At 56.0% G+C, this 26,240-nt stretch carries 23 protein-coding genes; 12 read left to right on the top strand and 11 right to left on the bottom strand.

Features of this window, described 5'->3' with window-relative positions; genetic code table 11:
* Window positions 1–74 precede the first annotated feature (74 nt).
* Window positions 75–311 carry a ribbon-helix-helix domain-containing protein gene (locus OEU85_RS08965; protein ID WP_262691139.1) on the top strand — a complete coding sequence of 79 codons (237 nt, stop codon included), beginning with the start codon at window positions 75–77 and terminating at the stop codon, window positions 309–311.
* Here the strand turns inward: OEU85_RS08965 and OEU85_RS08960 are convergent.
* Complete coding sequence (locus OEU85_RS08960; protein WP_262691138.1) at window positions 308–3,811, bottom strand: AsmA family protein; 3,504 nt, start codon at window positions 3,809–3,811, stop codon at window positions 308–310. The two genes, OEU85_RS08965 and OEU85_RS08960, sit on opposite strands and share 4 nt — an antisense overlap.
* A 271-nt stretch (window positions 3,812–4,082) precedes the next feature.
* Here OEU85_RS08960 and OEU85_RS08955 point away from each other — a divergent pair, with 271 nt between their 5' ends.
* The 3 genes from OEU85_RS08955 (at window position 4,083) to OEU85_RS08945 (ending at window position 9,259) form a co-directional block, all read left to right on the top strand.
* A complete protein-coding gene (locus OEU85_RS08955; protein WP_262691137.1) occupies window positions 4,083–5,888 on the top strand; it encodes a chloride channel protein in 1,806 nt (601 codons plus the stop codon).
* An 87-nt stretch (window positions 5,889–5,975) separates the two neighbouring features.
* A complete protein-coding gene (locus OEU85_RS08950; protein ID WP_394805406.1) occupies window positions 5,976–8,330 on the top strand; it encodes an ATP-dependent helicase in 2,355 nt (784 codons plus the stop codon).
* A gap of 20 nt (window positions 8,331–8,350) precedes the next feature.
* Entirely contained in the window at window positions 8,351–9,259 is a 909-nt protein-coding gene (locus OEU85_RS08945) for a 50S ribosomal protein L11 methyltransferase (protein WP_262691135.1), read from the top strand.
* A gap of 64 nt (window positions 9,260–9,323) precedes the next feature.
* On the opposite strand, the gene OEU85_RS08940 is transcribed toward OEU85_RS08945, so the two are convergent.
* The 5 genes from OEU85_RS08940 to OEU85_RS08920 all read right to left on the bottom strand — a co-directional run bounded on the left by OEU85_RS08940 (window position 9,324) and on the right by OEU85_RS08920 (window position 15,783).
* Entirely contained in the window at window positions 9,324–9,650 is a 327-nt protein-coding gene (locus OEU85_RS08940) for a hypothetical protein (protein ID WP_262691134.1), read from the bottom strand.
* 225 nt (window positions 9,651–9,875) lie between these two features.
* Entirely contained in the window at window positions 9,876–10,844 is a 969-nt protein-coding gene (locus OEU85_RS08935; protein ID WP_262691133.1) for a TIGR00341 family protein, read from the bottom strand.
* Window positions 10,845–10,916: 72 nt separating this feature from the next.
* On the bottom strand, window positions 10,917–13,277 hold the full coding sequence (gene ligA / locus OEU85_RS08930) for an NAD-dependent DNA ligase LigA (RefSeq protein ID WP_262691132.1): 2,361 nt from the start codon (window positions 13,275–13,277) through the stop codon (window positions 10,917–10,919).
* Window positions 13,278–13,284: 7 nt separating this feature from the next.
* Window positions 13,285–14,955 (bottom strand): DNA repair protein RecN, encoded by a 1,671-nt coding sequence (gene recN / locus OEU85_RS08925; protein ID WP_262691131.1) that lies wholly within the window; start codon window positions 14,953–14,955, stop codon window positions 13,285–13,287.
* An 18-nt stretch (window positions 14,956–14,973) separates the two neighbouring features.
* Window positions 14,974–15,783: an outer membrane protein assembly factor BamD gene (locus OEU85_RS08920; RefSeq protein ID WP_262691130.1), complete on the bottom strand. Its 810-nt coding sequence runs from the start codon at window positions 15,781–15,783 to the stop codon at window positions 14,974–14,976.
* A gap of 204 nt (window positions 15,784–15,987) precedes the next feature.
* On the opposite strand from OEU85_RS08920, the gene OEU85_RS08915 reads away from it, so the two are divergent.
* The gene (locus tag OEU85_RS08915; RefSeq protein ID WP_262691129.1) at window positions 15,988–16,398 is read left to right on the top strand and encodes a helix-turn-helix domain-containing protein; all 411 of its coding nucleotides are present in this window, start codon (window positions 15,988–15,990) and stop codon (window positions 16,396–16,398) included.
* Window positions 16,399–16,424: 26 nt separating this feature from the next.
* Here the strand turns inward: OEU85_RS08915 and OEU85_RS08910 are convergent, their stop codons facing one another.
* Window positions 16,425–17,303 (bottom strand): branched-chain amino acid aminotransferase, encoded by an 879-nt coding sequence (locus tag OEU85_RS08910; RefSeq protein WP_262691128.1) that lies wholly within the window; start codon window positions 17,301–17,303, stop codon window positions 16,425–16,427.
* Window positions 17,304–17,416: 113 nt separating this feature from the next.
* Here OEU85_RS08910 and OEU85_RS08905 point away from each other — a divergent pair, with 113 nt between their 5' ends.
* From OEU85_RS08905 to OEU85_RS08880, 6 genes are all read left to right on the top strand, one after another.
* On the top strand, window positions 17,417–17,905 hold the full coding sequence (locus tag OEU85_RS08905; protein WP_262691127.1) for a MarR family winged helix-turn-helix transcriptional regulator: 489 nt from the start codon (window positions 17,417–17,419) through the stop codon (window positions 17,903–17,905).
* A 41-nt stretch (window positions 17,906–17,946) separates the two neighbouring features.
* Window positions 17,947–18,531 (top strand): PAS domain-containing protein, encoded by a 585-nt coding sequence (locus tag OEU85_RS08900; RefSeq protein WP_262691126.1) that lies wholly within the window; start codon window positions 17,947–17,949, stop codon window positions 18,529–18,531.
* Between the two features lie 82 nt (window positions 18,532–18,613).
* Window positions 18,614–19,174 carry a PAS domain-containing protein gene (locus tag OEU85_RS08895; RefSeq protein WP_262691125.1) on the top strand — a complete coding sequence of 187 codons (561 nt, stop codon included), beginning with the start codon at window positions 18,614–18,616 and terminating at the stop codon, window positions 19,172–19,174.
* Between the two features lie 79 nt (window positions 19,175–19,253).
* Window positions 19,254–19,901, top strand: coding sequence for a carbonic anhydrase (locus OEU85_RS08890; protein ID WP_262691124.1), 648 nt, complete (start codon window positions 19,254–19,256; stop codon window positions 19,899–19,901).
* Window positions 19,894–20,193: a pyrophosphohydrolase domain-containing protein gene (locus OEU85_RS08885; protein WP_262691123.1), complete on the top strand. Its 300-nt coding sequence runs from the start codon at window positions 19,894–19,896 to the stop codon at window positions 20,191–20,193. Before OEU85_RS08890 ends, OEU85_RS08885 begins: the two co-directional genes overlap by 8 nt.
* A gap of 91 nt (window positions 20,194–20,284) precedes the next feature.
* Window positions 20,285–22,306 (top strand): M28 family peptidase, encoded by a 2,022-nt coding sequence (locus tag OEU85_RS08880; protein ID WP_262691122.1) that lies wholly within the window; start codon window positions 20,285–20,287, stop codon window positions 22,304–22,306.
* Window positions 22,307–22,310: 4 nt separating this feature from the next.
* Here the strand turns inward: OEU85_RS08880 and OEU85_RS08875 are convergent, their stop codons facing one another.
* The 4 genes from OEU85_RS08875 to petA all read right to left on the bottom strand — a co-directional run bounded on the left by OEU85_RS08875 (window position 22,311) and on the right by petA (window position 25,485).
* Window positions 22,311–22,730, bottom strand: a complete 420-nt coding sequence (locus OEU85_RS08875; RefSeq protein ID WP_394805405.1) for a RidA family protein — start codon at window positions 22,728–22,730, stop codon at window positions 22,311–22,313.
* 110 nt (window positions 22,731–22,840) lie between these two features.
* Window positions 22,841–23,635 (bottom strand): cytochrome c1, encoded by a 795-nt coding sequence (locus OEU85_RS08870; RefSeq protein ID WP_262691120.1) that lies wholly within the window; start codon window positions 23,633–23,635, stop codon window positions 22,841–22,843.
* A gap of 12 nt (window positions 23,636–23,647) precedes the next feature.
* Window positions 23,648–24,919 carry a cytochrome b gene (locus OEU85_RS08865; RefSeq protein WP_262691119.1) on the bottom strand — a complete coding sequence of 424 codons (1,272 nt, stop codon included), beginning with the start codon at window positions 24,917–24,919 and terminating at the stop codon, window positions 23,648–23,650.
* Window positions 24,920–24,930: 11 nt separating this feature from the next.
* Window positions 24,931–25,485: a ubiquinol-cytochrome c reductase iron-sulfur subunit gene (gene petA, locus OEU85_RS08860; protein WP_262691118.1), complete on the bottom strand. Its 555-nt coding sequence runs from the start codon at window positions 25,483–25,485 to the stop codon at window positions 24,931–24,933.
* A 290-nt stretch (window positions 25,486–25,775) separates the two neighbouring features.
* Between petA and OEU85_RS08855 the strand changes: the two genes are divergently transcribed.
* Window positions 25,776–26,240, top strand: a complete 465-nt coding sequence (locus tag OEU85_RS08855) for a tRNA (cytidine(34)-2'-O)-methyltransferase (RefSeq protein ID WP_262691117.1) — start codon at window positions 25,776–25,778, stop codon at window positions 26,238–26,240.

The raw sequence follows: 26,240 nt of genomic DNA, 5'->3' as shown, positions 1-26,240 counted from the left end.
TTTTTGTTCTTATTCTGGAACCATACCCCCGTCAAGCGGCTTGACGCCGCAGCCCACCGGTGCAACATGCACGTATGTATGATCTGAAAGATGCCACGCTTGAAAAGCACTCCGTGACTTTGTCGGGCCACCGCACCTCCATCTCGCTGGAGGTATGTTTCTGGCGCCACCTGAGACGCATCGCCAACGTGCGCGGTCTTTCTGTGAACGAACTGGTGCGGCAACTTGACGAAGCGCGCGATGGCTCTCTTTCAGGCGCCATCCGCGCCTTTGTTCTGCAAACGCTTGAACGGGAACACAGCGGCAACTAGGTGCCGTTGTCCTTTTTCTCTTTTTCTTCCTGCGCTTTTTTCTTTGCCTCTTCTTCTTTGCGCTTCTGCTCTTCCTGTTGTTCCTTCAGCTTGTTGAGGAAGCCGAATGCCCGGCCGAACACCGCTCCTGCCGGATTTTCAGTGGTCTGCCCGGCCTCGCCTTCACGACTTTCCTGCTCCTTGAACAGGCTGCTCCTGAGTTTGCGTTCAATACCCGCAAGCACAAAACTCTCCAGCGCGCGACTCGTCCAGTTCGCAGACGGATTATTAAGCGCACCGGAATATTTCACCGGGATAGTCGGGGCGTCTTCAGGGCTGGTAAGATCGAGCTGACCTTTAAGGTCCAAAAGACTTTGCGGGAAGTTCACCTGGCCATCAAGGTCAAGGGCACCCCATGGCCCTGCTGCGGTAAAGGCCTCCACAAGTGCCACGCCACTATCCAAGGTGAATTTGGTTTCAAGCTTGGCGTAATTTGTTGTGCCCTGCCTGAGAAAACCGCCAATGGAGGACAGAAACGCCGTCGGTGTATTCGCTTTCGATATCTGCTGCACAAGCGATGGCACACTCAGGAAGTTTAGCGCCCCGGCGTTGCCGGTGATCTGCCCCTGCCCACGCAAGCCCGCCACCATGGCCTCCGGTGTCTCGCCAGTGGCCTGAAAATCCAGAACGAAGGATGCTGTGCCGTTGGCGATTTTGCCAAAACCTTCAGACAACAGCATGGCTGCAATATCAAAATCCTGAAGGTTGACCTTGCCACTCATTTTCGGGATGCCGTCCAGCATCAGGTCAACGGCGAAGGTCGCTGGGTTGCCGTTCAACTTGGCTGAAGAGCCCAGATCGATACGGATCATATCGTCACCAGCTGTAACCGCCGCATTTGGTGCCGCGAGCCGTTGCCCCGCAAGGGTAATGCCGTCCAGGTTCAGGTCCACCTGGCCCGTATAGCCGCGCAATTGTTCGAATTTAAAAGGTTCCGTTGTTGCAGCGTCAGGCACAGGTTCACTTTTATTGGCGTTGCCTGTCAGGTTTTCGACCACAAACCCAGCGCCTCGCAGTTTCCCGGACAAGCGCTGTTTGCTGTCTGCCCCTACGTTCCCGGCGAGTTGGGCATCGCCGTTCCTGATATCCAACGATTCGACCGACCAAGCTGCATCCGCAAGTATGACGTTAGCGGCAATACGCAGAGGCGCGTTCGGCGCAGGCATCGTCAGCATCGGCAGAAACTTGGTGGCTGCGGTCTTGGCTGTAGGGTGATCATAGCTGACCTGCCAGTTGCTTTTAACTTCCTCCTGCCTGCCCTTGGCGAGCATTTGCCCGCCCGCGAGGCCACCGTTGGCCTCCATGGTCATGGCACTGCCCGGTGCTTGAGCAACGCTGAAATTAAGATCGGCAGGTGACGCGCCCTTAACGTCAAAACCAGTGAGTGCCGCAATGGGCGAGAGGTCATTATGCTTCAGGGTGCCACGCATGTCATAGCCAAGCGGTTTGTCCGATGCATAGGATACCGTACCATTCAAGGTCAGCTTTTTAGCGTTGCCCTTTTCTGCCGTCGCGGTGACATAAAGTTTGGACAAGGGGCCTTGCGCCCGCAGATTGGCATTCAGCCCATTAAGCTGCGCGGCACGTAGATAGCTTTGTGCGTCTGGAATCACTGCGTTCACAAACGGGAAGGACCATGATGTGACGGAGGCCTCTGTATCCATTTCCCATGCCGCAGAAACCACCTTGAGCTTTGACGTTGCCTGCAACGTGCCCGTGCGGTTTTTCAGGTCAAGACTTGTCAGCTCAATCCCCGAGCGAGACAAAGTCAGGCCCGCGCGGGCATCCTGGAAGGATTGCCCGGACCATTGCAGCGCACCGGCCTGCAATGTCACGATGGTTGGGCGTGCCGCAAAACTTTCAAGGATTGAGGGCTCAGGCAGGCTCACCGGCTCAGCAGGTTTACTTTCCGGCAGATAGGCATCAAGATTGATATTATCCGCTATTATTTGCACCGTCGCGGGCCACACTTCGCTATAGTCGCCACGGGCCTCACCGGAAATATTTGTCGTATCAAGCCTGCTTTTGATGCCGGTGATCGCCCAGCCAGCATCGCTCAACACAATGGCAGCGTCCAGATCAGCTGTCGCAAGCCGGCCTGCAGGCAACTGCCCGGCGGGGTCATATCCTGCCCAGCGCAGGAGATCAGGCAGGTTGCCGGACGAGACTGTCAGCTTCCCCTTACCCGTCTTGTTCATGCTCACGCGACCAACGAATGCGAGATTGGTTGCCCCCGGCAGCAAAGCCTGCAAGTCGCTGAGGAACGGGCCGCTATTGTTCACACCGACCGAGAAATCAACCTGCTGAATAATGTCGCCTTGGGTTTGGATACCTTCAATTGTTACATCCACCGTGCCAAACACCGGCAGGTCGCCCAACTCCGTTTTTTCTGCAGACGGTGTGGTTTTCTGGCCGATATTCTGGGCGGCTTTTGGAGCAGCGTCAGACGGGCTCTCCATTGCCTTCAACCACGGCGCCAGATCAACAATCCCCAGAGAAAATGTACCGCCGACATGCGTTTTTCCATCGCGCGGCGCGAGGGTCAGGTCCAGCCGACCATGCGTTTCACCCACCTGCAGGGTACGCGAAATTGCTTTTGTCACGCCAGAGGTACGGTCCACCTGTACATCCAGGGCAAAGGCCTGTCGCGGCACGGGCAGGGTTACTGCCTCACCAGAAGCAAGGCCCTGCAAGGCTGAAACAAAGGTATCAAGCTCCGCCCCGCGCAATTGTACGCGCCCGGTGAAGCCACCATCTTCCAGGCGGCCTGAAACCTCCGCGCTGCCGCCGCGCACCCCCACATCTGCCTTCACCGACATAATTTCACCTTCTGTGGAGGGGCGAACCTTACCGGTGGTTGAAACACGTTCACCCCCTGTAGAGAAGCCGCCTTCCCATTCAAGTGGCCCGGTCGGTAAAGTTCCTGAAAGCTCAAGATTTAAACCGTCGATCTTTCGGGTAGTGCCATCGGCGAATAGAATTGTGACTGCACTGTTGGAGAGGGACAGGCGGTCCATCTGGATTGGCGCGCTCTCCTTTTCAGCCTGCTCGTCGCTCTCCGGCCAACCACGCAGGTTTATGCTGCCGTCCGGACGCTCTTCAAGCGTCACCGCGATACCGCGCAGGCCCAAATGCTGAACCTCAAGCTCGCCCTTGATAAGCGCGCCAAGGCCAAGGCTGGCTTCAATCAGCTCTGCTGTCGCGACCGGTTCTACTGCGCCTTCCTGCGCAGGCAACAAACGCACCGATTCGGCAGACATTGACGGTCGAGGCAGGATGCCCAGACGAATGTCGCCAGCGAGCTCAACCCGCATACCCAGCCGGGAAGAAACCAGTTCAGCAAGTTTGCCGCGATACTGGTTCCAATCGAGGAAACTGAGGATAATGGATGCCAATACGACAAGAGCTACAAGCGACCCCACCACCCATAACAAGATACGTCCCAGCTTTCCGGTTTTCATTCGTCCCCTCCGTTTGGCCCTCCGTTTGGCCCTCCGTTTGGCCCTGTGTTCGGCCTGCGATCGGGCAAAGAGTGCGCATTTGAGCACAGGATTGCAAGCAAGCGTGAAAATAACACCACATCAATGCGGCAGCCGTGCGGCGAATTTCCTTAACCTTTTGGCAATCCCACACTAAGGTGCAAAATCAAATTCTGATCCGGTCAACATAGCCTATGCTGAAATATTTGTTTTACGGTGCCATTACTCATGCTGGATGGGGGCAAAATCCGGCATGACAAGCCGAAAAAATAAAAGACTTCTGTCCAAATTTCGCCGCCGCATACGGGCCTCGCTGTTCAGCTCCGGTGGCTACGAATTTGGCGCCATTACAGTAATCGCCGCCATCACCGGCGTTATTGCGGGTTATGCCGCGATCGGCTTTTACCTGGGCATTGGTGAACTGCTGCAATTTGCGTTTGGCCCGGACGAAGAGGCACTGGCCACTGGAGCTGCAGCCCTGCCCTGGTATCACCTGATGGCTATTCCCATTGTTGGCGGGCTGGTTGTGGGCCAGCTCCTGCGTTTCCTGCCCAACCACCAGACACGCGGCGTGCCACATGTTATTGAAGCTGCAGCCCTCAATGAAAGCCGCCTCAGCCTACGCGAGGGCCTCCTCAGCGCAGGCACAACAATCATTTCGCTCGGTTCAGGCGCATCGATGGGGCGGGAGGGGCCGGTCGTGCACCTTGGTGCGACTCTGGCTGCGTGGGTTACACGCGTGCTGCACCTCAGCCCCGCTGTCGCCCGCACACTGCTTGGCTGCGGTGTGGCCTCCGCTGTCGCAGCGTCGTTTAACGCGCCGATTGCGGGGGTTTTCTTCGCGCTTGAAGTTATCATCGGGCACTATGCCCTGCACGCCTTCGCCCCCGTTGTCATTGCCGCGATCGCGGGTACGCTCGTCAGCCGCGCGCATTTGGGCAACTTCCCCGCGTTTGAAACGGCGGAATATTTCATCACCAGCTTCTGGGAATTTCCGGCCTTTTTTATTCTTGGCATTGTCTCGGCGCTTACGGCGGTGATCTTCATGTCCGGTATGAACTGGGCTGACCAGATCCGCGTTCACCTTGGGCGCATTCCCTACTGGCTGCAGCCAGCCATCGCCGGGCTATTTGTCGGCCTGATTGCGCTCTATTTCCCTGAAATCCTCAGTGTAGGCTATGAGGCGACGAGCAAGGCGCTGAACGGTGAATATGGCTTTGAACTTCTGATGTCGCTTGTGGTTGCAAAGATGGCCGCCACCGTCATTTCCTATGGTGGGCGCTTTGGCGGCGGGGTGTTTTCACCTTCGCTGTTCCTGGGCGCCATGATTGGCGGCGCCTTCGGCATCGCGGCAGGTGCGGTGTTCCCCGGCCTCGCCTCCACACCGGGGCTCTATGCTGTTGTCGGCATGGGGGCCGTGGCTTCCGCTGTATTGGGCGCCCCCATTTCCACCATGCTGATCGTGTTTGAAATCACCGGTGACTATAACGTCACGATCGCGGTGATGATTGCATCAGCAATTTCAAGCATGGTCACCAACGCTTTTTACGAACGCTCTTTCTTTCATATGCAACTCGCAAACAGGGGGGTCCGGCTTGAAGGCGGCCGCGCCACCTACCTGCTTAAATCCGCTCAGGTCATGCATCATATGACCCGCGACTTTTTCACCGTGCGCGACAATGAACTCGCTATTAAAGCCCGTGAACTTCTGGTGACGCAAGGCGGCGGTATGCTGGTGGTGACGGACGAGACAGGGAAAATGGTTGGCGTGCTCAGCTTCGGGCAACTTCCCCCGGAGATATTCGACGGCGACACCGCCCTTCACCACACTGTCTCAGAATATATGCGCGATGCGCCACAACTTGTGAAAGCCAACCAGCCACTTCAGGTCGCCCTGCAAAAACTTGAAGTCAGTGGTGAAGACATTCTTCCTGTTGTCTCATCTGAGCAAAAGGGCATTGTGGTTGGCCTTATCCGCCACCGCGACGTCATGAAGGAATATAACCGCGCCCTTCTCGAAAGCCAGGGTGGCGACATGGAAATCGGCCGCCACCGCTGACGTGAACAAGCCGGGAACAAAAGTTTTACATCAAACCGCAATCCCGCGCTTTGCGCACCGCCACAGGGGTGCTATAGACACCCAATGATGAGTGATCCTTTTGACCTTGATGACCTTGGTGAAGACCTGCCTCCGCACCCCCTGCCCGCGGCAGACGCACCGCCGCCATACCTGAACGGGCTGAATGCCCCGCAGCGGGACGCAGTACTGGCCACCGAAGGGCCTGTACTTGTGCTCGCAGGTGCCGGCACTGGTAAAACCCGCGTACTCACCACGCGCCTTGGCCATCTTATGGCGATGGGCCATGCAGCCCCCTGGAACATCCTCGCAGTAACCTTCACCAACAAGGCCGCCAAGGAAATGCAGGAACGTGTTGCCCGTGTGCTTGGCCGCCCGGTTGAAGGAATGTGGATCGGTACTTTTCACTCTGTGTGCGTCCGTATCTTACGCAAGCATGCCGAACTTGTTGGTCTCAAGTCCAACTTCACCATTCTGGATACTGACGACCAGATCAGGCTGCTGAAGCAATTGATTCAGGCCGAAAATATTGACGAGAAACGCTGGCCCGCCCGCGCGCTCGCGGGCCTTATAGACCGCTGGAAAAACCGTGCCCTGATGCCCGCAAAAGTCCCGCAAGGCGAGGCTTTTGCCTTTGCCAATGGCCTTGGCAGCACGCTTTATGAGCACTATCAGGAACGGTTACGGGTATTGAACGCCTGCGACTTTGGCGACCTGCTGATGCATGTCATTATGCTGTTTCAGAATAACCCGGATGTGCTGCGCGAATACCATAACCAGTTTCGCTATATCCTGGTCGACGAGTATCAGGATACCAACGTCGCGCAATATCTGTGGCTCAGGCTGCTGGCGCAGGCGTCGAAGAACATCTGCTGCGTGGGCGACGATGACCAGTCCATCTACGGTTGGCGCGGGGCTGAGGTTGGCAATATCCTCAAATTTTCTACCGACTTCCCGGGCGCCAAGATCGTCAAACTGGAGCAGAATTACCGCTCTACCGGACATATTCTTGCGGCGGCCGCCGCGCTGATCGCCACCAACGAGGACCGTCTTGGCAAAACCTTGTGGACCGAGAGCGATGACGGCGAGAAGCTGGACGTGCGCGGCGTGTGGGATGGGCCGGAGGAGGCCCGCGCCATCGGTGAAGAAATCGAGAGCCTGCAGCACAAAGGCCACCAACTGAGCGAAATTGCCATCCTTGTGCGCACCGGCTTCCAGATGCGCGAGTTTGAGGAGCGCATGATCACCCTTGGCCTGCCGTACCGCGTGGTGGGCGGCCCGCGTTTTTACGAGCGCGCAGAAATTCGTGACGTGCTGGCCTATCTGCGGGTGATCGCACAACCAGATGATGACCTCGCTTTCGAGCGCATCATCAATGTGCCCAAGCGTGGTCTTGGCACAACAGCTGTGCAGAATGTGCACCATCTGGCACGGTCGCACGGCATCTCCATGACGCGTGCCGCACGACAGATCACCGGGCTTGATATGCTCAGGCCGCAGGCGCGCAAATCCATCACCAACCTGATGGATGATTTTGACCGCTGGCGCGGCCTGTTGCATACGCACAGCCATGTGGAAGTCGCTGAGATGTTGCTTGAGGAATCAGGCTATATGGAGATGTGGCAAAACGATAAATCGCCCGACGCGCCTGGCAGGCTGGAGAACATCAAAGAGATGGTTTCCGGCATGGGTGAGTTTGAAAATCTTGGTGGTTTTCTGGAACATATCGCGCTTGTCATGGAAAATGACAACAACACAACCCTTGAGAAGGTGACGCTGATGACCCTCCATGCCGCCAAGGGGCTGGAGTTTGATACCGTTTTCCTGCCCGGCTGGGAAGAAGGCCTGTTCCCGAACCAACGCGCGCTCGATGAAACCGGTGTGCGCGGGCTTGAGGAAGAACGCCGCCTTGGCTATGTGGGTATCACCCGAGCCAAGCGCAAAGCCTATATATATTTTGCTGGCAACCGGCAGGTCTTCGGTCAGTGGCAATCGAGCCTGCCCAGCCGGTTTATTGAAGAACTGCCCGGCGACCACATCGAGATGGAAACCGCCCAAGGCCTTTATGGAGGTCGTAGCCAACGCAGCGGCTGGGGTGAAGACTATCAAAGCTACGGCACGGACGATAATAACGGATATTACACCTCGGGCGGCGACAAATACGGCCCGGGCTGGCAGCGCGCACAAAGCTGGCGTCAAAAACAGCAAAGTGGTTACGGACGAACCATTGACGTGACGCCATCACGCCCGAAAAAGAAAAAGCCTGCCGAGCCGAAACTCAGCGACATCGCGATCGGTGAGCGCGTGTTCCACGATAAATTTGGCTACGGTATTGTCGAAGACGTAGAGGGCAACAAGTTGCTCGTCGCGTTTGACAAAGCTGGCAGCAAACGAGTGGTCGACACTTTTGTGACACGCGCCTGATGCGCGCTTAGGAGCTATCCATGACAAATATCTGGTGCCTGAAAGGCGAACTGCCGCTTGAGCGCGCGCAAGAGCTTGAAATCCTGCTTGAAACCATGGGTGATGAGCGTGGTGAGTTTCCGCCCACACTGTCCTACTTTGAGCAGGCACCGGATGCGGACTGGGTGGTTGAAGTCTTTTTCGCCGAAAAACCGGAAGATGCCTTTGTCGGCGAGATACTGAAACGTGGCTCACTCGAAGACTGGGTGCATGAGTTCAGTCCGGTGGAAAACAAAGACTGGGTCAGCGAAAGCCAGAAGCTGCTCTCTCCGGTGGAAGCAGGTCGCTTCTATGTTTTCGGCGCGCATGACAAGAATAAAGCCCGCGCCGGAGCAGTTAACCTGCAGATCGACGCGGGTCAGGCATTTGGCACAGGCAAGCATGAAACCACCGCGGCCTGCCTTGAAGTGCTTGATGCACTCGCGAGCGAGATCATCCCGGCTACGGTGCTTGACCTCGGCACAGGTTCCGGCGTGCTGGCGCTGGGTGCACACAAAGTCTGGCCGGAAGCCAAAGTGGTCGCCAGCGACATTGACCCCATCGCAGTTCACGTCACCGATGACAATATCGGGATCAACGGGGGTGTCGCCCGCGAGATGGGTGAAAACAGGGCAGGTATCGCAACATTGGCCGCAGATGGGCTGGACGACCCGGCCTTCACAGGCGAGAAACCGTTTGACCTGATCATGGCCAACATTCTGGCTGGTCCCCTGATTGAACTGTCCGGCGACATCACTGCGGCGCTTGCAGATAAAGCAACGCTTGTTCTTTCCGGGCTTCTCGGAACCCAGAAAAAAGAAGTCCTCGAAGCCTATAAGGCTCGAGGACTAGTATCTCTGGGCAGAGTAGAGAAAGGGGAGTGGCTCGCGCTTACATTGCGCAAGCCATGAACCTCATATGAGGCTCGGAGTGTATGGGCGCGTCAACGGGAATGACTGCCCACATGGACAATTCTTAGTGCGCGAGCGCGCCGCCACCAAAAGTGCCGCCACCCATGCCGCCAAAACCGCCGCCAAGGCTGCGTGGGCGGGTAATTTTGAACTGTGCGGGCTTGCGCTTGGGCGCAGCGCGCATCATGCCGTTAGCAGTCATTAGGGTGAAAAAGTCGCCTTTGGCTGTAAGGTCGAGCGCAAGTTCAATCGCAGCTTCTTCCGCAGATGCAAAGAAAAACCCTTTTTCTTTGGAGCCACATACGGCGCCCGGCACTTGGCCGTTGGCGGCCATCAGACCCATAAAGCTGAATGCATCAACCGTTTCAAATTCTTTTACTGTGTTCGCCATCGGTATTCTCCTTCACCAGTCTCGCTGTATTATTTTTTTGCGCCAACCCCTGTCGGCAAGGGGTAGATACGCCTGTGCGATATGATTAAGAAGCTATTAATAACGCAGATTAGCTATGCGTTATTCGCATAGCTTTGCCATAAAAGCGTCCCGGTTGACGCAAGTCATATAAAGGTAATATTTAGGCTGGTTCGTGACAGTTCGAAGAAATAAGTGAATTTCTTGTCAGGATAATGAGCGCAGATCGATCACGAAAATCAACATGATCAACAACACAGCCCAGACCGCAATGCCCCCCAGCACATAGGGGGTCGCCATGCGCCGCTCGAACCACAGGCGTGGCTTGATACCTTTTGCCAGAAAAACCAGAAGGCCGGAGAGATTCACGCACACCACGTTGACCACGAGCAACAACAGCGCACCATAGGCCAAAAGGTACTCCCCCCGCCCCAGCATAAAGCCAAACGTAGCAGCAGGCGGCAATAGCGCAACGGCCACCATCACACCAACCAGCGTCATCGAAAGCCCTGATGTCAGGGAAAGCACGCCAGCCACACCCGAAGCAGCCGCCAGCGCAATCCCGCTCAGGTCAACCTCAGTGCGGCTCATCAGTTCATGACTGTCTGGCAGTTCATGCCACGAGAAACCGATAACAGCGGACACAAATACAGCAAGAGAAATACCCCCGATCGCCGTCATAAATGCCTGGGTCATCATCTCCTTGTCGCCAAGGCTTGTCCCAAAGGCAAAAGCCAGATTAGGGCCGAGAAGCGGGGCGATCACCATCGCGCCGATCACCACGGCCACATTATTCTGCATCAGGCCGATCAGCGCCACGATGGTGGAAAGGAATGTCAGTATCAGATAGTTGAGGTCAAGTCGCGCGCCCTGCCCCATCTTGTAATAAAGTTCCTCCCGCGTGTCGGTTGACCCACCCATTTCCACATGCGGCAAGGTCGTCTCAACCGGCAGTATGGTAATTCGGGCCCGGCTTGAGGTACCCAAAAGCTGTTGTAAGGCATCGATCACCTGCTGCCTGTCACCCGATTTGGTCAGAAGGAAAAAGAGCGCATGATCATCATCAAGCAGCACGCCTTTGTGGTAGGAAATCACACACTCATGGCCTGAGGCAATTTTGCGGATGTTGGCTTCCACCGAGACAGGCGCAGCAACCTGAAGCATCTTGAGCGGCATGAATAGTCTTCCCTTGAATTGAAAGCTCCAGCCTAGCGAAGCGGTCTATCCCCCACAAGAGAGAACAGTGGCTTAACCACCAATATAGGCCAGCCACTCATCCTCATCCATGGTGCGCACACCAAGGTCGTTCGCCTTTTTGAGCTTGGAGCCGGCTCCGGGGCCTGCCACCACAATATCGGTCTTCTTTGAAACCGAGCCCGCAACCTTGGCGCCGAGAGACTCGGCTTTCGCCTTGGCTTCGTTGCGTGTCATTTTCTCAAGGCTGCCGGTGAATACTACCGTAAGGCCCGATACCGGGCTATCGCTCGCCTGCGCGGTGGCGGCGTTAATGCTCAATTCGCCAACAAGCCGTTCAAACGCACTACGGTTCTGCGGTTCTGCGTAAAAGTCCTCGATATTCAGGATTGCGTCGACGCCGATGCCATCGATATTGGCCAGTTCCTGATTATGGGTATAAAGCGCCATCGCTGTCTCCGCCGGGAAGTGAAAGTCTTTGTCCTCAAGGAAGGCCGCAACCGTCTCAAGATGTGCCAGCTTGATATTGTCACCCTTCAGGCTGCCATTTTTGATGCGCTCCAAGCGTTCAGCGACCAACTTGACATAGGCGTTTGGGTCGGCCAGCAAATCGCCGGGCCGCAGCGCATCTTCGAAGGTCTTCAATGTGCCAAACTTCATCAGTACATAATTGAGCGAGGAGATATCCTGCGGGCCTAACTGCTTCTCCAGACTTTGCACAAGCTCAAGAGCCTGAGCCAGATAAGCCCTGAGCGCGGCCACGTCACCGAAGTGCCGGCTCAACAGCTTGGCCGTTTCCTGCCCGATGGAGGGGATACCAAGGCCAAACAGAAAACGATGAAAGTCTATCGTCCGGCGCTCTTCAATCGCGGCCATCAGGTTATCGACCGATTTGTCGCCCCAACCGTCTTTTTGCTTCAGCTCATCTATCTTGACGGAAAGTTCAAATATATCGCCGGGTTCTTTCACCCAGCCCCAGTCGACAAAGGCTTCAATCTGTTTGGCGCCCAAACCTTCAATATCAAACGCGTTGCGGCTGACAAAATGTCGCAACCGTTCGGTCAGTTGCGCGGAACAAATGAGCCCGCCCGTACAACGGACAACCACATCATCGCCTTCCGCCACCGCCTGCGAACCACAAACCGGGCATTCTTCAGGAAATTCAAAAGGTACCGCCTGCGCCGGACGTTTTTCTGTCACCACTTCAACCACTTGCGGAATCACGTCACCCGCGCGCTGGATGATGACCGTATCGCCAATACGGGCGTCTAGCCGCGCGATTTCATCCCTGTTGTGCAGCGTGGCATTGGATACCACGACGCCGCCCACGGTTACGGGCTCAAGCTTCGCAACGGGCGTCAGCGCGCCTGTACGGCCAACCTGAATATCAATATCTCGCAGGATCGTCGTGGCTTTCTCAGCCGGGAATTTGTGAGCGATGGCCCAGCGCGGCGCCCTGGCGACCATGCCAAGGCGGTCCTGCAGGTCAAGCCGGTCAACTTTATAGACCACCCCATCTATGTCGTAATCAAGCGTGGGGCGTTCTTCTTCAATCAAATGGTAACGTTCGATCGCACCCGTCGCCCCGTCACAGCGGACCATGAAGGGGTTCACCTCAAAGCCCCAGGCCTTGAAGCGCTCAATCATGCCCATCTGGGTGTCGGCCGGCATCTGGCTGACCTCCCCCCAGGCGTAGGCAAAAAACTTGAGCGGACGGGAGGCCGTGATACTGCTGTCAAGCTGCCTCAGGCTACCCGCTGCAGCATTCCGGGGGTTCGCAAAAACCTTGCCTCCCTTCGCTTCCTGTGCCTCATTGAGCGCAAGGAAATCCGCTTTGCCCATATATATTTCACCGCGCACCTCAAGAACATCGGGCCAGCCATCGCCCTTTAGCTGGTTGGGGATATCCGCGACAGTGCGGGCGTTGGCGGTGACGTTTTCACCCACCGCACCATCACCCCGCGTCGCGGCCTGCATCAACTTGCCTGCTTCATAACGCAGGGCAAGCGAGAGACCGTCAATTTTCGGCTCCGCCGTTAAGTGCAGCGGCGCGTCCACGCCAAGGCCGAGGAAACGCCTGACCCGCGCTACAAATTCACTGACATCATCATCATTGAACGCATTCTCCAGCGACAACATTGGCCGTGAGTGTGTGACTTTTTCAAACTTGCTGGCACGCACCTGTGCGCCTACCCGCCTGGACGGGCTATCGGCGCGAACAAGCGCCGGAAACCGCGTCTCTATTGCCTCATTCCGCTTACGTAACGAATCGTATTCGGCGTCGGATATCGCCGGGTCGTCCTGCCTGTGATAGCGCTGGTCGTGATAGGCGATCTCCATCGCGAGATTTGCAAGCTCGGCGCGTGCGCCCTCCTCCGAAAGCTCTTCAACAGGCAGGTCGGATACTTCAGCCATGGGTCACCTATATTGTCACGGTCAGTAGTTTGTCGGCGGCGGCGCGCGCCTCATTGGTGATTGTCTCACCAGCCAGCATGCGTGCGATCTCTTCACGGCGTTCGCTTTCGCTCAGTTTCACAACGCGGGTGCGGGTTTCGCCGCAATCGTCGTTTTTAGATATCTGGAACTGGCTATCGCCGCGTGCGGCCACCTGCGGGCTGTGGGTTACCACCAGCACCTGGGCGCCCTCGGTCAAACGCTTCAGGCGTTCTCCCACCGCGCTTGCTGTGGCGCCGCCAATGCCGCGGTCGACCTCGTCAAACACCATAACGGGCACGCTGGAGCCTTTTGCCAACACGACCTTGAGCGCGAGGATAAAGCGCGCAAGTTCACCACCAGACGCAATTTTCACCAATGGGCCAAAGGGTGTGCCCGGGTTGGTTTTGACGTCAAATGAGATACGGTCCGCGCCCGCGGGGGACCATTCATTTTCAGGAAGACCTTCAATCGTTGTGCGGAAGATGGCTTTCTCCAGCTTGAGCGGCGGTAACTCTGTATTGACCAACTCATCAAGGCGTATCGCAGCAGCCTGCCGCCGGGCGCTTAAGGCGCCCGCGGCACCAACCAATGCTTCCGATGCGGCTTTGGCTTGCGCCCGCAGCATTTTAACCGCGCCATCACCGGCAGCGATGGCCGCGTGCCGCGCCTCAAGGTCCTGCTGCATGGCGGCCAGATCATCTGGTTGGCAATTGTGTTTGCGTGCAAGGCGGCGAATCTCAAAAAGCCGTTCTTCGGTGCGTTCGAGCTCAAGCGGATCAAACTCAAGATCGCGCGCAAGGGTATCAAGCGCCGCCAGCCCTTCCCCCAGTTCAATCGCAGCACGGTCCAGGGCTTCCATCACGGGCTTCAACAACTTGGCCATTGCTGCGTCAGTGCGTTCCATTCGCCGCAGTACGCCGCGCACAATAGCGTCAACCCCACCATCCGCCGCCAAGGCATCCTGATATTCGCCGAGATCTTCTGTCAGCTTTTCGCCCTGCATCATCAGCGAGCGTTTTTCTGCCAGTTCACTTTCTTCCCCTGATTCAGGGCTCAGGGCTTCCAGTTCTTTTACCGCGTGGGCGAGGAATTCTTCATCCCGGCGTGCCTCAGCCAGGTCACGCTCGGCCTTGGCGAGGGCTTTCTCCGCCTCGCGTTTGGTGTCATAGGCGTCGGCCACAGCCTTGATCTCTGTGCGGTAACCACCAAAGTCGTCCAGAAGCGCCCGGTGCGCACTGGCGTCAAGCAGGCCGCGGTCATCATGCTGTCCATGCACCTCCACCAGCAGCGCCCCCAGGTCTGAGAGCATACCTTGGCTGATCGGCTGGTCATTGGCCCATGCACGGCTGCGGCCATCCGATGTAATTTGACGGCGCAGAATAACAAAGCCGTCACCGCCATCCATGCCCTGTTCTTCAAGGAGGGCACAGGCTGCATGATCGGATGAGACGGAAAAGGCGGCGGTGACAGTCCCCTTGTCCTGGCCCAGGCGCACAAGCGCGCGGTCAGCACGGCTGCCGGTCGCAAGGCCCAGACTGTCAAGCAGGATGGATTTGCCGGCCCCCGTTTCGCCGGTCAATACCGTTAGACCTGCCGCAAGCGACAGGTCTAACTTATCAATTAAAACAATGTCACGAATGCTGAGGCTTGTCAGCATCGCGCCCCCCTTGGTCCATTAGAACGGCCAGATTTTGCTGAGCCAGGATTTTTCACTGTATTCAGGCACCATGTCCTTGCCGCTCAACAGCGAATAGCTGTAGCGATACCACTTGCTGCCCGGGAAGTTGTGCCCCAGAACGGCGGCCGCCATCTTTGCTTCGTCGGCAATTCCCAGTGACAGATATATCTCCACAAGGCGGTGCAGCGCCTCTGGCGTATGGCTCGTAGTCTGATAATTTTCGATGACAGCCCGGAAGCGTGTTTCTGCCGCAAGATATTCATGCCGGTTCTGGTAATAGCGGCCAACTTCCATGTCCTTGCCGGCCAGGTGGTCACGGGTCAGGTCAAGTTTGAGCTTGGCGTCTTTGGCATAGTCGGAATTTGGGAACCGCCGGATCACTTCCACCAGTGAGCTCTCTGCGTCAACGGTCTTCTGTTGATCTCGACCCACATCCGAAATTTGCTCATAGTGGCAAAGGGCGATCAGGTAGTAGGCATATGGCGCACTGCGGTTTCCCGGATGCAACTGTAGGAAGCGTTCCGCTGCCAATATCGCATCGTCGTACGAATTGGTCATATAATGCGAATAGGCCGCCATAAGTTGTGCCCGACGCGCCCACACCGAATACGGGTGTTGACGCTCAACCTCATCGAAAGCTGCTGCTGCAAATTTATAGCGCTTCTTCGCTAGATTATCCTGGGCAAGGTTATAAAGAACCTCCACATCCCGAGCGATATAGCGATCTTCGTCATCTTTGGAACTGCAAGCAGCAACACTCATCAAGAGCACACTCAGTACAGGTATCTTCAGCCAATTTGCTGTCATGGCAGTCTGTCACTCCCGTAATAGGCGAAATGTCCCCTTGCATTTCCCCCATAAGGTTATAATCTCATAATCATGCAACCAATGGTATAATTTCACCAACCACAAGAAGGAGATACCCGGCCGCATCGGCGTTGGCGAAATCTCTAGCACAGTAAGTCGCACGCGCCAACGGAGAATCCCATCGGCAAAACTGGAGTAAAAGCTATGGGCAGACAAATTGACGAAATTGAGGAAAGCTTGCTCGAACTTTCGGCCAGAAAAGCCGACCTCATTGACAAACATGTGGGGCGCCGTCTTCGGGATCGCCGCCGCACGCTGGACCTGTCGCAGCAGGATATCGCCAATATTCTTGGCATCTCCTACCAGCAGGTTCAAAAATACGAAAGCGGGCTTAATCGCATCAGTGCCGGGCGGCTTTATCTTCTCGCGCACATCATGCAAACAACGGTGGGGTATTTTTATGAAGGTTTGCCCTCGGGCGATGAAATCCTCTCGGGCCGTATCACCGAAATGGATCTCATCATTCCCGAATTGGACACCTTGCCAAACGCAAATGTACGTGACGCCCTGAGCGACCTCGTACGCGCCATCAAAGAATCAAAAATGCTGAGCTAAAACCGCTGAAAACGGGGGAGAGCCTGTCAGGCTTTCCCCTTCACCAGCGCATCATAATCGAACATCAGCGTTTTAGTCATTTCGCCAACTTCAAAATTATAGGGGCCAATCTCGGACAACGGCGTCACTTCCGCGGCGGATCCGGTCAGGAATGCCTGCTCGAACCCGGCGAGTTCATCCGGCATGATGGCACGTTCCACGATCTTGATCTGGCGTTTTTCTGCCAGTTCCATCACGGTCTGGCGGGTAATACCATTTAGGAAACAGTCTGGCGTCGGGGTATGCAGCTCACCGTCTTTGACGAAGAAGATATTGGCCCCGGTTGCCTCCGCCACCTGACCACGATAGTCAAACATCAGTGCATCGTCATAGCCTTTGGCCTCCGCCGCATGTTTGGACATGGTGCAGATCATGTAAAGGCCGGACGCTTTAGCGTTTGTCGGCGCGGTATCGGGGGCGGGCCGCCGCCAGGTTGAGATATCGAGCCGAAGCCCTTTCATACGGGCTTCCGGCGAAAAATAAGAGGGCCATTCCCACACAGCAATCGCCGCGTGAATCGTGTTTGCCTGCGCGCTAACGCCCATCATCTCACTGCCGCGCCATACAATAGGGCGGCAATAGGCATCAACCAGTTCGTTTTTCTCAAGCAACTCCATGCAGGCGTCATTGATGTCCTGCTGGCTGTAGGGAACCTCATAACCAAGAATTTTGGCTGAGTTGAACAAACGCGCCGTGTGTTCTTTCAATTTGAATATCGTGCCATTATAAGCGCGCTGGCCTTCAAAGACGGCGCCACCATAATGAAGGGCATGTGTTAAAACGTGGGCATTACATTCCCGCCAAGGATGAAACTCACCGTCCATCCACATCCACCCATCGCGGTCATTATAGGGCGCACTTGCCATTTCTATTCTCCGAAAACGCCTAACAAATAAGATTATGTCGCTTTTTACTTGATCGGTGTAACATTGTGTCGATATTATGTCAATAACACTGACATATATTCAACTGGGCTGCCATGCAACGAAAACTGCCACAATCGAACCTTTATTTGCGCGAGGAAGAACTCCGCCGCGGCGTCGAGCTGCTCTATTTCGCCTACCGGGATTTCACCAGCGATCCGGACGAAATACTGGCTCAATCCCGCTTCGGACGAGCGCATCACCGGGTGCTATATTTTGTCGGCCGTAATCCAGGCACAACGGTATCCGGTCTTCTTTCCCTTTTGCGCATCACGAAACAAAGCCTCTCCCGCGTTCTCGGGCAACTGGTTGAGGAAGGCTACATCCAGCAGGACGCCGGGCTTGAAGATCGTCGGCAGCGCCTTCTGCATCTAACAGACAAAGGCAAAGCGTTTGAGAAAGAACTATTTGCCAGCCAGCGTGACAGAGTGGCGGAAGCGTACAAGCGCGCAGGCCCCGAGGCTGTCGCCGGCTTTTGGGAGGTGCTTCTGAATATCGTCGACGGTGATGAGCGTGACACGGTGCTACGACAGATTGAAAAATAACAATATACAATGCATGATAGGCTGGGAAGGAAGTCTCGGCCTTGTTTGATTTGAACCCCGAATTCGATGAATTTCTGACACTTTGGCGCAATTTGCCAAGGCGAGCCCATCTCTGTTTACCTTGCAAAAGTGACATAACCCCTGCGGTTTTTGGTAATCTGCTTCACTATGTTGCCCTTGCGGAAAGACGTGGCGCACAAAGCTTGTATGTCGTTTACGCTGGCGACGGATATGAACGGAACGCAGGCTTCCCCGTCATGGGGCGGGATTATTACGACATTTTACCCGAAAACTTCATCAAGCCCATGACTCAGTTCCATAACAATTTGTTGGGAACTCCATGCGGAGCCTATATCGCCGATGTCATCGGCACCACCGAGGGCAGCCAATACATCCACTATAATGTGCAGTTCCCCGCGACCGATGAAAAGGGTGAAGTACGGTATCTCATTGGGTACGGACTCGACCGCAAGCCATACACCGACAAAGGCACAAGAACCTATACAAGCCATGCGCCCTCCAACATCAAGGATATGGTTTATCTCGACCTCGGTGCGGGGGCCCCAAGCGCTTACGTCAAGGATTTCACCTTTCATCGCGCCGATCAATTATCCGGCATTAGGTAAACTCACGCCACGCTGTCTCGTGGTCTGATTGAAAAACCGAGATATAACAGGCATGATATTTTCGGGAAGGAAGTATCAATCCATGTTCAAATTAAGCGCTGACTTCGACAGCTTTCTTGAGCGCTGGCACATGCTGCCCCGATCGGCTCACAAGCTCGTTCCCTGCAAACGTGACATTACCCCCATGCAATTTGGCGAGATGTTGCAAAATATCGGCATCGCGGAAGCAGTTGGCCATCAGGATATGCGCGTGCTTTTTTATGGCAGCGGTATCGAGCGCGTGTCGGGCTTGAAGGTTACGGGCAAAAACTATTATGATCTGCTACCGCCGGAGTTTGTAAAACCGTTGTCGGTCTTTCATGCCTATGTACTGGGAACACCCTGCGGTGCCTATGTGGGTGACGTCGTCACCACTCCCGGCGGCAGCAAATACTTGTATGAGACTCTTCAATATCCACTGGCAGATGAACAAGGGGTTGTAAAATACCTGATGGTTTATGGCCTGGGCCGCAAACCGTTCGGCGAAGAAGGCGACCGGGACAATGCCAATATTGGTCGGGACAGCATCAAGGAAATGCGTTATCTCGACCTCGGCGCGGGTGCTCCTGCAGCCCGGATTGAAAATTTTGAGTTCCACCGCTAAGTCCATTGACACAAAACACTGGCGATGATGCCTTTACCTGCCTACAAGAGAACAAACTAAAAAGAGGGGCCATAAGTACATGAGCATCGATCAACGACTGTTAAATGGATATCGCACCTTCCGGGAACAGGCTTTCGAGCGTGACCGCGAGCTTTATGAAGACCTAGCCACCCACGGCCAGACACCGCATACACTGGTGATAGCGTGTTCGGACAGCCGGGTACTTGTTCAGCAGATCCTGACAGCTGGCCCCGGTGACCTTTTTGTGGTCCGCAACGTCGCGGCCATGGTTCCACCCTACGAGACAGACGGCGTCTATCACGGTACATCGGCTGCGATTGAGTTCGCGGTTACCGCACTTGAGGTCGACAATATTGTTGTGCTTGGGCACGCTGGCTGTGGCGGCGTCGCAAGCGTTGTAGACCGCAATGTACCCGAGGACAGCTTTGTTGGCCGCTGGATGCGCCCCTTGCAAGAGTGGCAAAAAAAATACGACGACCTGACAGCCGCGGATCCTGGTACGCGTAAGCGCCTGCTTGAGCGCGCGGCCATTTATCTTTCAATGCAAAACCTGAAGTCGTTCCCGTTCGTAGCCGACCGTGTGAAAGCAGGCAAACTATCGCTTCAGGGCCTGCTTTTCGACATCCACACCGGAGACCTCTCCGAAGTAGTTGCCAAACATGACACCGCCTTTACCCTGCGCTCGGTTTTGGCAAAAAATGACTGAGAGTCAGAAGACCATCACTGTCTGGGCCGAAGACACCTTCGGCCCGGCCCATGACCACAGTGTCCTGGTGCGCCGTGCCATGCTTGAACTTGAAGAACTCCTTGAAGCGACTGAGGCAGGTGATCGTGCCGAAATTGGCAAGGAAACAGCGGATATCGCCATCCTGTTATACCGCCTGATGGAATTGAATGGCCTATCACTCACCGAGGAAGTCAACAAAAAGATGGCCGAAAACCGCGCCCGACGTTGGATGCCAAAAGGCGACGGGACCGGCAAGCACGTCAAGGCCTGAGGCGAACCACCGCTGTATCACCCCAATGATCGCCCTTGTCAGGCGCTATAACGCTGCCTAAGCTCTTGGTATCCATCCAAGGGGGTATGACGTGATCAAAACTTTCACCCGGTTTGCCAGCGCCATTGTCGTAAGCGCTGCGTTCTCCACCCACGCGTTTGCAGCCGACGGCTTGGCGGCGCTTATCCCGGAAGCGGCGTTAAAAGGCCTCGCCGAGGAAACCTCCGGCGTTGCCGCCAAACGTACACTGGATGAAATCACGCTTTATCACCGTACGCGGGCAAGTGCGCAATTCGACCAGGCCGCAGACTTAATTATCACCAAGCTGAAATCATACGGCTTTGATACCGTGGATATCTTTCGCCTGCCCGCCGATGGCGAAACCCTCTATGGCACCCAAAAGTCCCGCCCGGCATGGAACGTGAGCTTTGCCGAACTTTGGGAAGTGGCTGGCGACGGCACACGGCTGAGCAAGCTGGGGGATTGGAATGCACGGCCCCTGACCCTCGCGCAGGATAGTGACAGCGCCGATATAACCGCAGCACTTGTTGACATCGGCCCGGGCACCTCGGAAACCGATTATGCGGGCAAGGATGTGAAGGGCAAAATTGTCCTGACCTCAAGCCAACCAGCCACCGTGGAGGCGCTGGCCTTACGCAGGTACGGCGCCGCAGGCATACTCTCTTACGCCGCGAACCAGAAAAGCGCCTGGTGGCAACTGGACGACAGCTTGGTCCGCTGGGGCCACCTTGGTTCTTTTCGTGACGAGCCCGCTTTCGCTTTCATGACCAGCCTTGGCGAGGCCCGTGCGTTGCAAGAACGGCTCAGGAGAGGGGAAAAAATCCTCTTCCACGCCAAAGTGGATGCCGTGCGGGAGGTGGGTGAATACCGTATCGTTACCGCGACAATCCCGGGCAGTGAACCCAAGCTCTCCAATGAAGAAATCACCTTCAGTTGCCATCTCGACCATCCGCGCCCCGGCGCCAATGATAACGCCAGCGGCTGCGCTGCAATCCTCGAGGCTGCACGCACCCTCAAGCGACTGATAGCAACAGGCACCCTGCCCCAACCAAAACGCACAATCCGCTTCCTGTGGCCGTCAGAAATCGAGGCAACGCTCATTCTGCTCAATGTCTATCCTGAACTCGCAGAAAATACCAAACATGTGATCCATATGGATATGGTTGGCGGCGGGCCGGTGACCAAAGCGGTGTTCCGGGTATCGCGCGGCCCAAAGAGCACCGCCGACGTTTCCGGCGATATCGCCTGGGCGGTTACCGATTTTGTCAACGAACACAGCCTGGCGTTTGCCAGCGGACAGGACACAGCCTTTCCGCTTTATTCGCCCGAAGGAGGGCGGGAACCGCTTCTCGCGCTCAAGGAGTGGCTATCCATGGGCAGCGACCATGATGTATTCGCCGCCGGCAGTTGGGGCATCCCCGTCACCTATATGCACGACTGGCCTGACCGCTATATCCATACCACCAAAGACCTCGCCGCGAACGTTGATCCCACCAAACTCAAGCGCGCTGCTTTTATGGGGGCCGCGCAGGCAGCAATCCTCGCGGGCCTGACCGATGAGGACGCAGGTGTGCTGGAGAAACTGGAGCAGTCGGCAGTCGTTGCGCGCTTTGCGGAAGCGCTGAAAAAAAGCCAAGGGTATAATGCGGAGGACCGCGCCGCCGCCCGGCTGGGCTATTGGCTGACAGAACAGCACATCATTCGCAGCATCAAGGACTATGCACCGGAGACGGACACCTCAGGCCTTACAGCCCTTACCAGCGCGCTGGCGTCACTTGACGGCACCCCCGCTGCGATAACAAAAGAAGGCCCTGTCTACCAGCGCAACCCGGCCATCAAGGGCACGATGAATGGCTTCGGCTATTCGTATATTGAAGACAAACTTGGTACCGACAAACTGTCCGCACTTGCCCTGCTCAGTTCCCAACATGGCCATGAGATCAGCTACGAAGCGCTCAACTATGTGGATGGCAACCGCAGCGTGGGGGAAATCTGCGACCTGCTGACCGCCGAGTTTGGCCCGGTCGGGTGCGAGGCCGTCGGCGAATACCTGACAGCGCTCGCAAGTATTGACGTCCTGATGATGGACTAGGTCGTTATTCCTTCACTGTTGCCATGCATTCAATCTCGACCCGCGCGCCAAGGGCAAGGCCGTTTGCGCCCATGGCACTGCGCGCCGGGAAGCGGTCATCAAAATAGGTGCGGTACACTTCATTCATCGCCGCCCATTCACTGATGTCCGCCATCATGACAAGACATTTGACCACATGGTCCATGTCGGACCCATGCGCTTCAAGCGTTGCCTTGATATTGTCCATCGTCTGGCGGGTCTCGGGCCCGATGCCGCCGGGCACAAGTGACATGGTGCCGGGCTTGGCCCCCAGTTCGCCTGACAGATAAAGCATATTGCCCACCCGCAGGGCCTTGGAGAATGGCAGCTTGGCCTGTTCGTCCTCAGCTGCGACAGTTGCGGACGCCAGCAACACCCCAACCGCGCATAAAATGGTCTTGATCATCATTGCTCCCCTACGTGATATGAGGATCAGACTATCGGAAGCCATGCCTTGCCGCCAACCAAAAAAAGGGCCGCCAGATGGCAGCCCTTCTTCAATCTTGCGTGTAACGCTTACTTTTTGTCTTCGTAAACGTTGCGGCCTGCTTTGACCGGCTTCCAGATCTTCTTCATCGAGAAGTAGAGGATGATCGTCAGGATGCCAAGGAACATCAGGACTTCCAAGCCCATGTGGTGACGGACAACCAGCTTGGGCTCTGCCACGTAGGTCAGGAAAGTGACCACGTCTTTCGCCATTTGCTCAGGCGTTGCAGCCATACCGTCCTCATAGTCAACAATACCTTCCGCGAGCGGTGGCGCCATGGAGATGGCACCGCCCTTGAAGTAAGGGTTATAGTGCTTGCCAGCAGGCACATGGCTGTCGGCAGGCGCATCTTCATAACCATTCAGCAGGCTGTAGACATAGTTCGCACCGTCGTGGCGCGCCTTGATGATCAGCGACAGGTCTGGTGGCAGTGCACCGCCGTTGGATGCGCGGGCCGCGTTCTCGTTCGGGAACGGGTTTGGGAAAGCGTCTTCAGGGCGGGCAGCGCGCATGGTTTCATCGCCTGCGTCATCCACTTCGCCCTCGACTTCATATTCAGCCGCCCACGCCTTGATCATATCCTCTTCGTAGCCGAGGTCCGTAAGGTTACGGAAACGGAAATACTTGAGGCTGTGACAAGCGGAGCATACCTGCTTGTAAACCTGCCAGCCGCGCTGTGCGGACTGCATATCGAACTGACCGAACGCGCCATCAAAGGACCATTCCATCTGCATCGGGTGTTTGCCGGCGGCGGAGCCGAACGAGGCGCTTGCAAGACCTGCTACAGCGGTCAGGGCAATCGCAATGTTTTTAACGAGTTTCATCGTGAGTTCCCCTTACTCAGCTGCTTTAACAACCGGGTTTGCAATGCTTTCTGGCAACGGCAGCGTTTTCTCGATTTTGCCGAGAAGCGGCAGGATCACCAGGAAGTGGGCGAAGTAGTAAGCCGTGCCAATCAGGCCAATCATCGGCCAAATACCCTCGGGCTTCTTGCCACCAACGATCGTGAGGACAAACATGTCGATCACGAGGAAGAGGTAGAACCAGCGGAAGGTTGGACGGAACTTGCCCGAGCGAACCTTGGACGTATCAAGCCACGGCAGGAACAGCCACACGAGGATCGAAGCAAACATTGCCAGAACGCCGAGAAGCTTGGCCGGGATGAACACGATGTCCGTGAACGGGATACCGATGTCAAACGTGATGGACCGCAGGATCGCATAGTAAGGCAGGAAGTACCATTCCGGCACGATGCTGTCTGGCGTTACCATCGGGTCAGCCGGGATATAGTTATCCGGGTGACCGAGCATGTTGGGCATATAGAAGATGAAAGCCGCGAATACGAAGAAGAAGACACCGGCACCAAACGCGTCCTTGATGGTGTAGAACGGATGGAACGGGATCTGGTCCGCGTTCGACTTCACGTCAATCCCCAGCGGGTTGCCGCTGTCGGAGATTTTCTTCGCCCAGAGGTGAAGGATAACCACACCGGCGATCACGAACGGTAGCAGATAGTGAAGGCTGAAGAAGCGGTTCAGGGTCGGGTTATCAACCGAGAAGCCACCCCACAGCAGGGTCACGATGCTTTCGCCCACAACCGGGATTGCGGAAAAGAGGTTGGTGATCACCGTCGCACCCCAGAAGGACATCTGACCCCATGGCAGTACGTAACCCATGAAGGCGGTCGCCATCATAAGGAGGAAGATCACAACGCCAAGCATCCACAGCACTTCGCGCGGGGCCTTGTAAGACCCATAGTAGAAACCGCGGAAGATGTGGATATATACGGCGATAAAGAAGAATGACGCGCCGTTGGCGTGCATGTAGCGGATCAGCCAGCCGTAGTTCACGTCGCGCATGATACGCTCTACGCTATCGAAAGCGAGCGCAGTGTGCGGTGTGTAGTGCATTGCCAACACAACGCCTGAGATGATCTGAACAACCAGCATAAGACCCGCGAGCGAGCCAAAGTTCCACCAATAATTCAGGTTACGCGGGGTCGGCGTATCGGAGCCAACCACATTGTTCACCAGCGAGATGATCGGCAGGCGTTCTTCAACCCACGCAGCTACAGCGTTTTTGGGTTTTGCAGCATTCCATTCAGCCATGAGGAGCCCCCTTACCCGATCTGAAGTGTTGTGTCAGTGACGAAAGTATAGGTCGGCACTTCAAGGTTTTTCGGCGCCGGGCCTTTACGGATACGTCCCGCAGTGTCGTAGTGTGAACCGTGACACGGACAGAACCAGCCGCCGAAGTCACCACGATCATCACCGTCTTTGGTGCCAAGTGGCACACAACCAAGGTGCGTACAAACGCCCATCACGACAAGCCAGTCAGCATGACCTTCGTGCACGCGTTCGGCATCGGTTTGTTTATCAACCAGCGCGTCCAGTGGAACTTCGCGGGCTGCTTCGATTTCGGCTGGCGTACGGTGACGGACAAATACCGGCTTCCCACGCCATTTGATAACAACAGCTTCCCCTTCGCCGATGGCGCTGAGGTCTACTTCGACCGATGCCAGAGCGAGCGTGTCTGCTGCCGGGTTCATCTGGTCGATGAAAGGCCAGACCGCCATAACAGCGCCTACAGCGCCCATACCAGCGGCGGCCACGTGAAGAAGGTCACGCCGGGTGGCGCCGTCTTCAGTTTCGATAGTCTCGTTGATAGTGCTCATCTAATCTTCCCTGACAGGAACGTGATGCGAAAGGCGATCAGTCGTTATGATTCCCGAACGTAATTCTACCTCTGCATGGTGGCAAATCTCTGCGTCACAAGGCCGCAGCGACCACCTGCCATAAATTCAATCGCCAGACAGCCCCTGCCCAGCGAATTGGGATTGGTTTAGTCGGACGCGCGTTAAGAGGCAAGGATTTATCGGTCAGATTTCCAAAAAAATGGCGGAAAAAAGTTCATAAACCGCTCTAGCCGTTGCATCCAAGCATCAACCTTATTAGCGTGCGCGCCATGGAAATCGCACTTTTTGAACCGGACCAGCCACAAAACACCGGCACCATGCTTCGACTTGCCGCCTGCATGGGCGTGCCCGCGCATGTTATTGAGCCCTGTGGTTTCCCGTTTTCCCATAAGGCTTTCCGCCGCTCTGCGATGGATTATGCCCATCTTGTGGACCTGCGTCACCATATAGATTGGCATAGCTTCAACGAAGCACGGCAAAAGGCTGGAAACCGGCTTATCCTCTTGACGACAAAGGCAGACGGCACCTACACCGGCTTCGAATTCAAAGCAAATGACATTCTGATTGTCGGCAGTGAATCGAACGGCGCACCAGCGCATGTGCACAAAAGCGCAGATGCCCGTGTGACGATTCCCATGGCTGCAGGTGCCCGCTCCATTAATGTAGCGGTGTCAATGGCAATGGTGTTAGGTGAAGCAATCAGACAAACAGCTAGCTGGCCGGAAGGACGCTGA

Source organism: Kordiimonas aestuarii (assembly GCF_025574465.1).
In the GTDB taxonomy this organism is placed as follows: Bacteria; Pseudomonadota; Alphaproteobacteria; order Sphingomonadales; family Kordiimonadaceae; genus Kordiimonas; species Kordiimonas aestuarii.
Note: the sequence above shows the minus strand (reverse complement) of the source record. Positions and strands in the feature narration are given on the sequence as shown.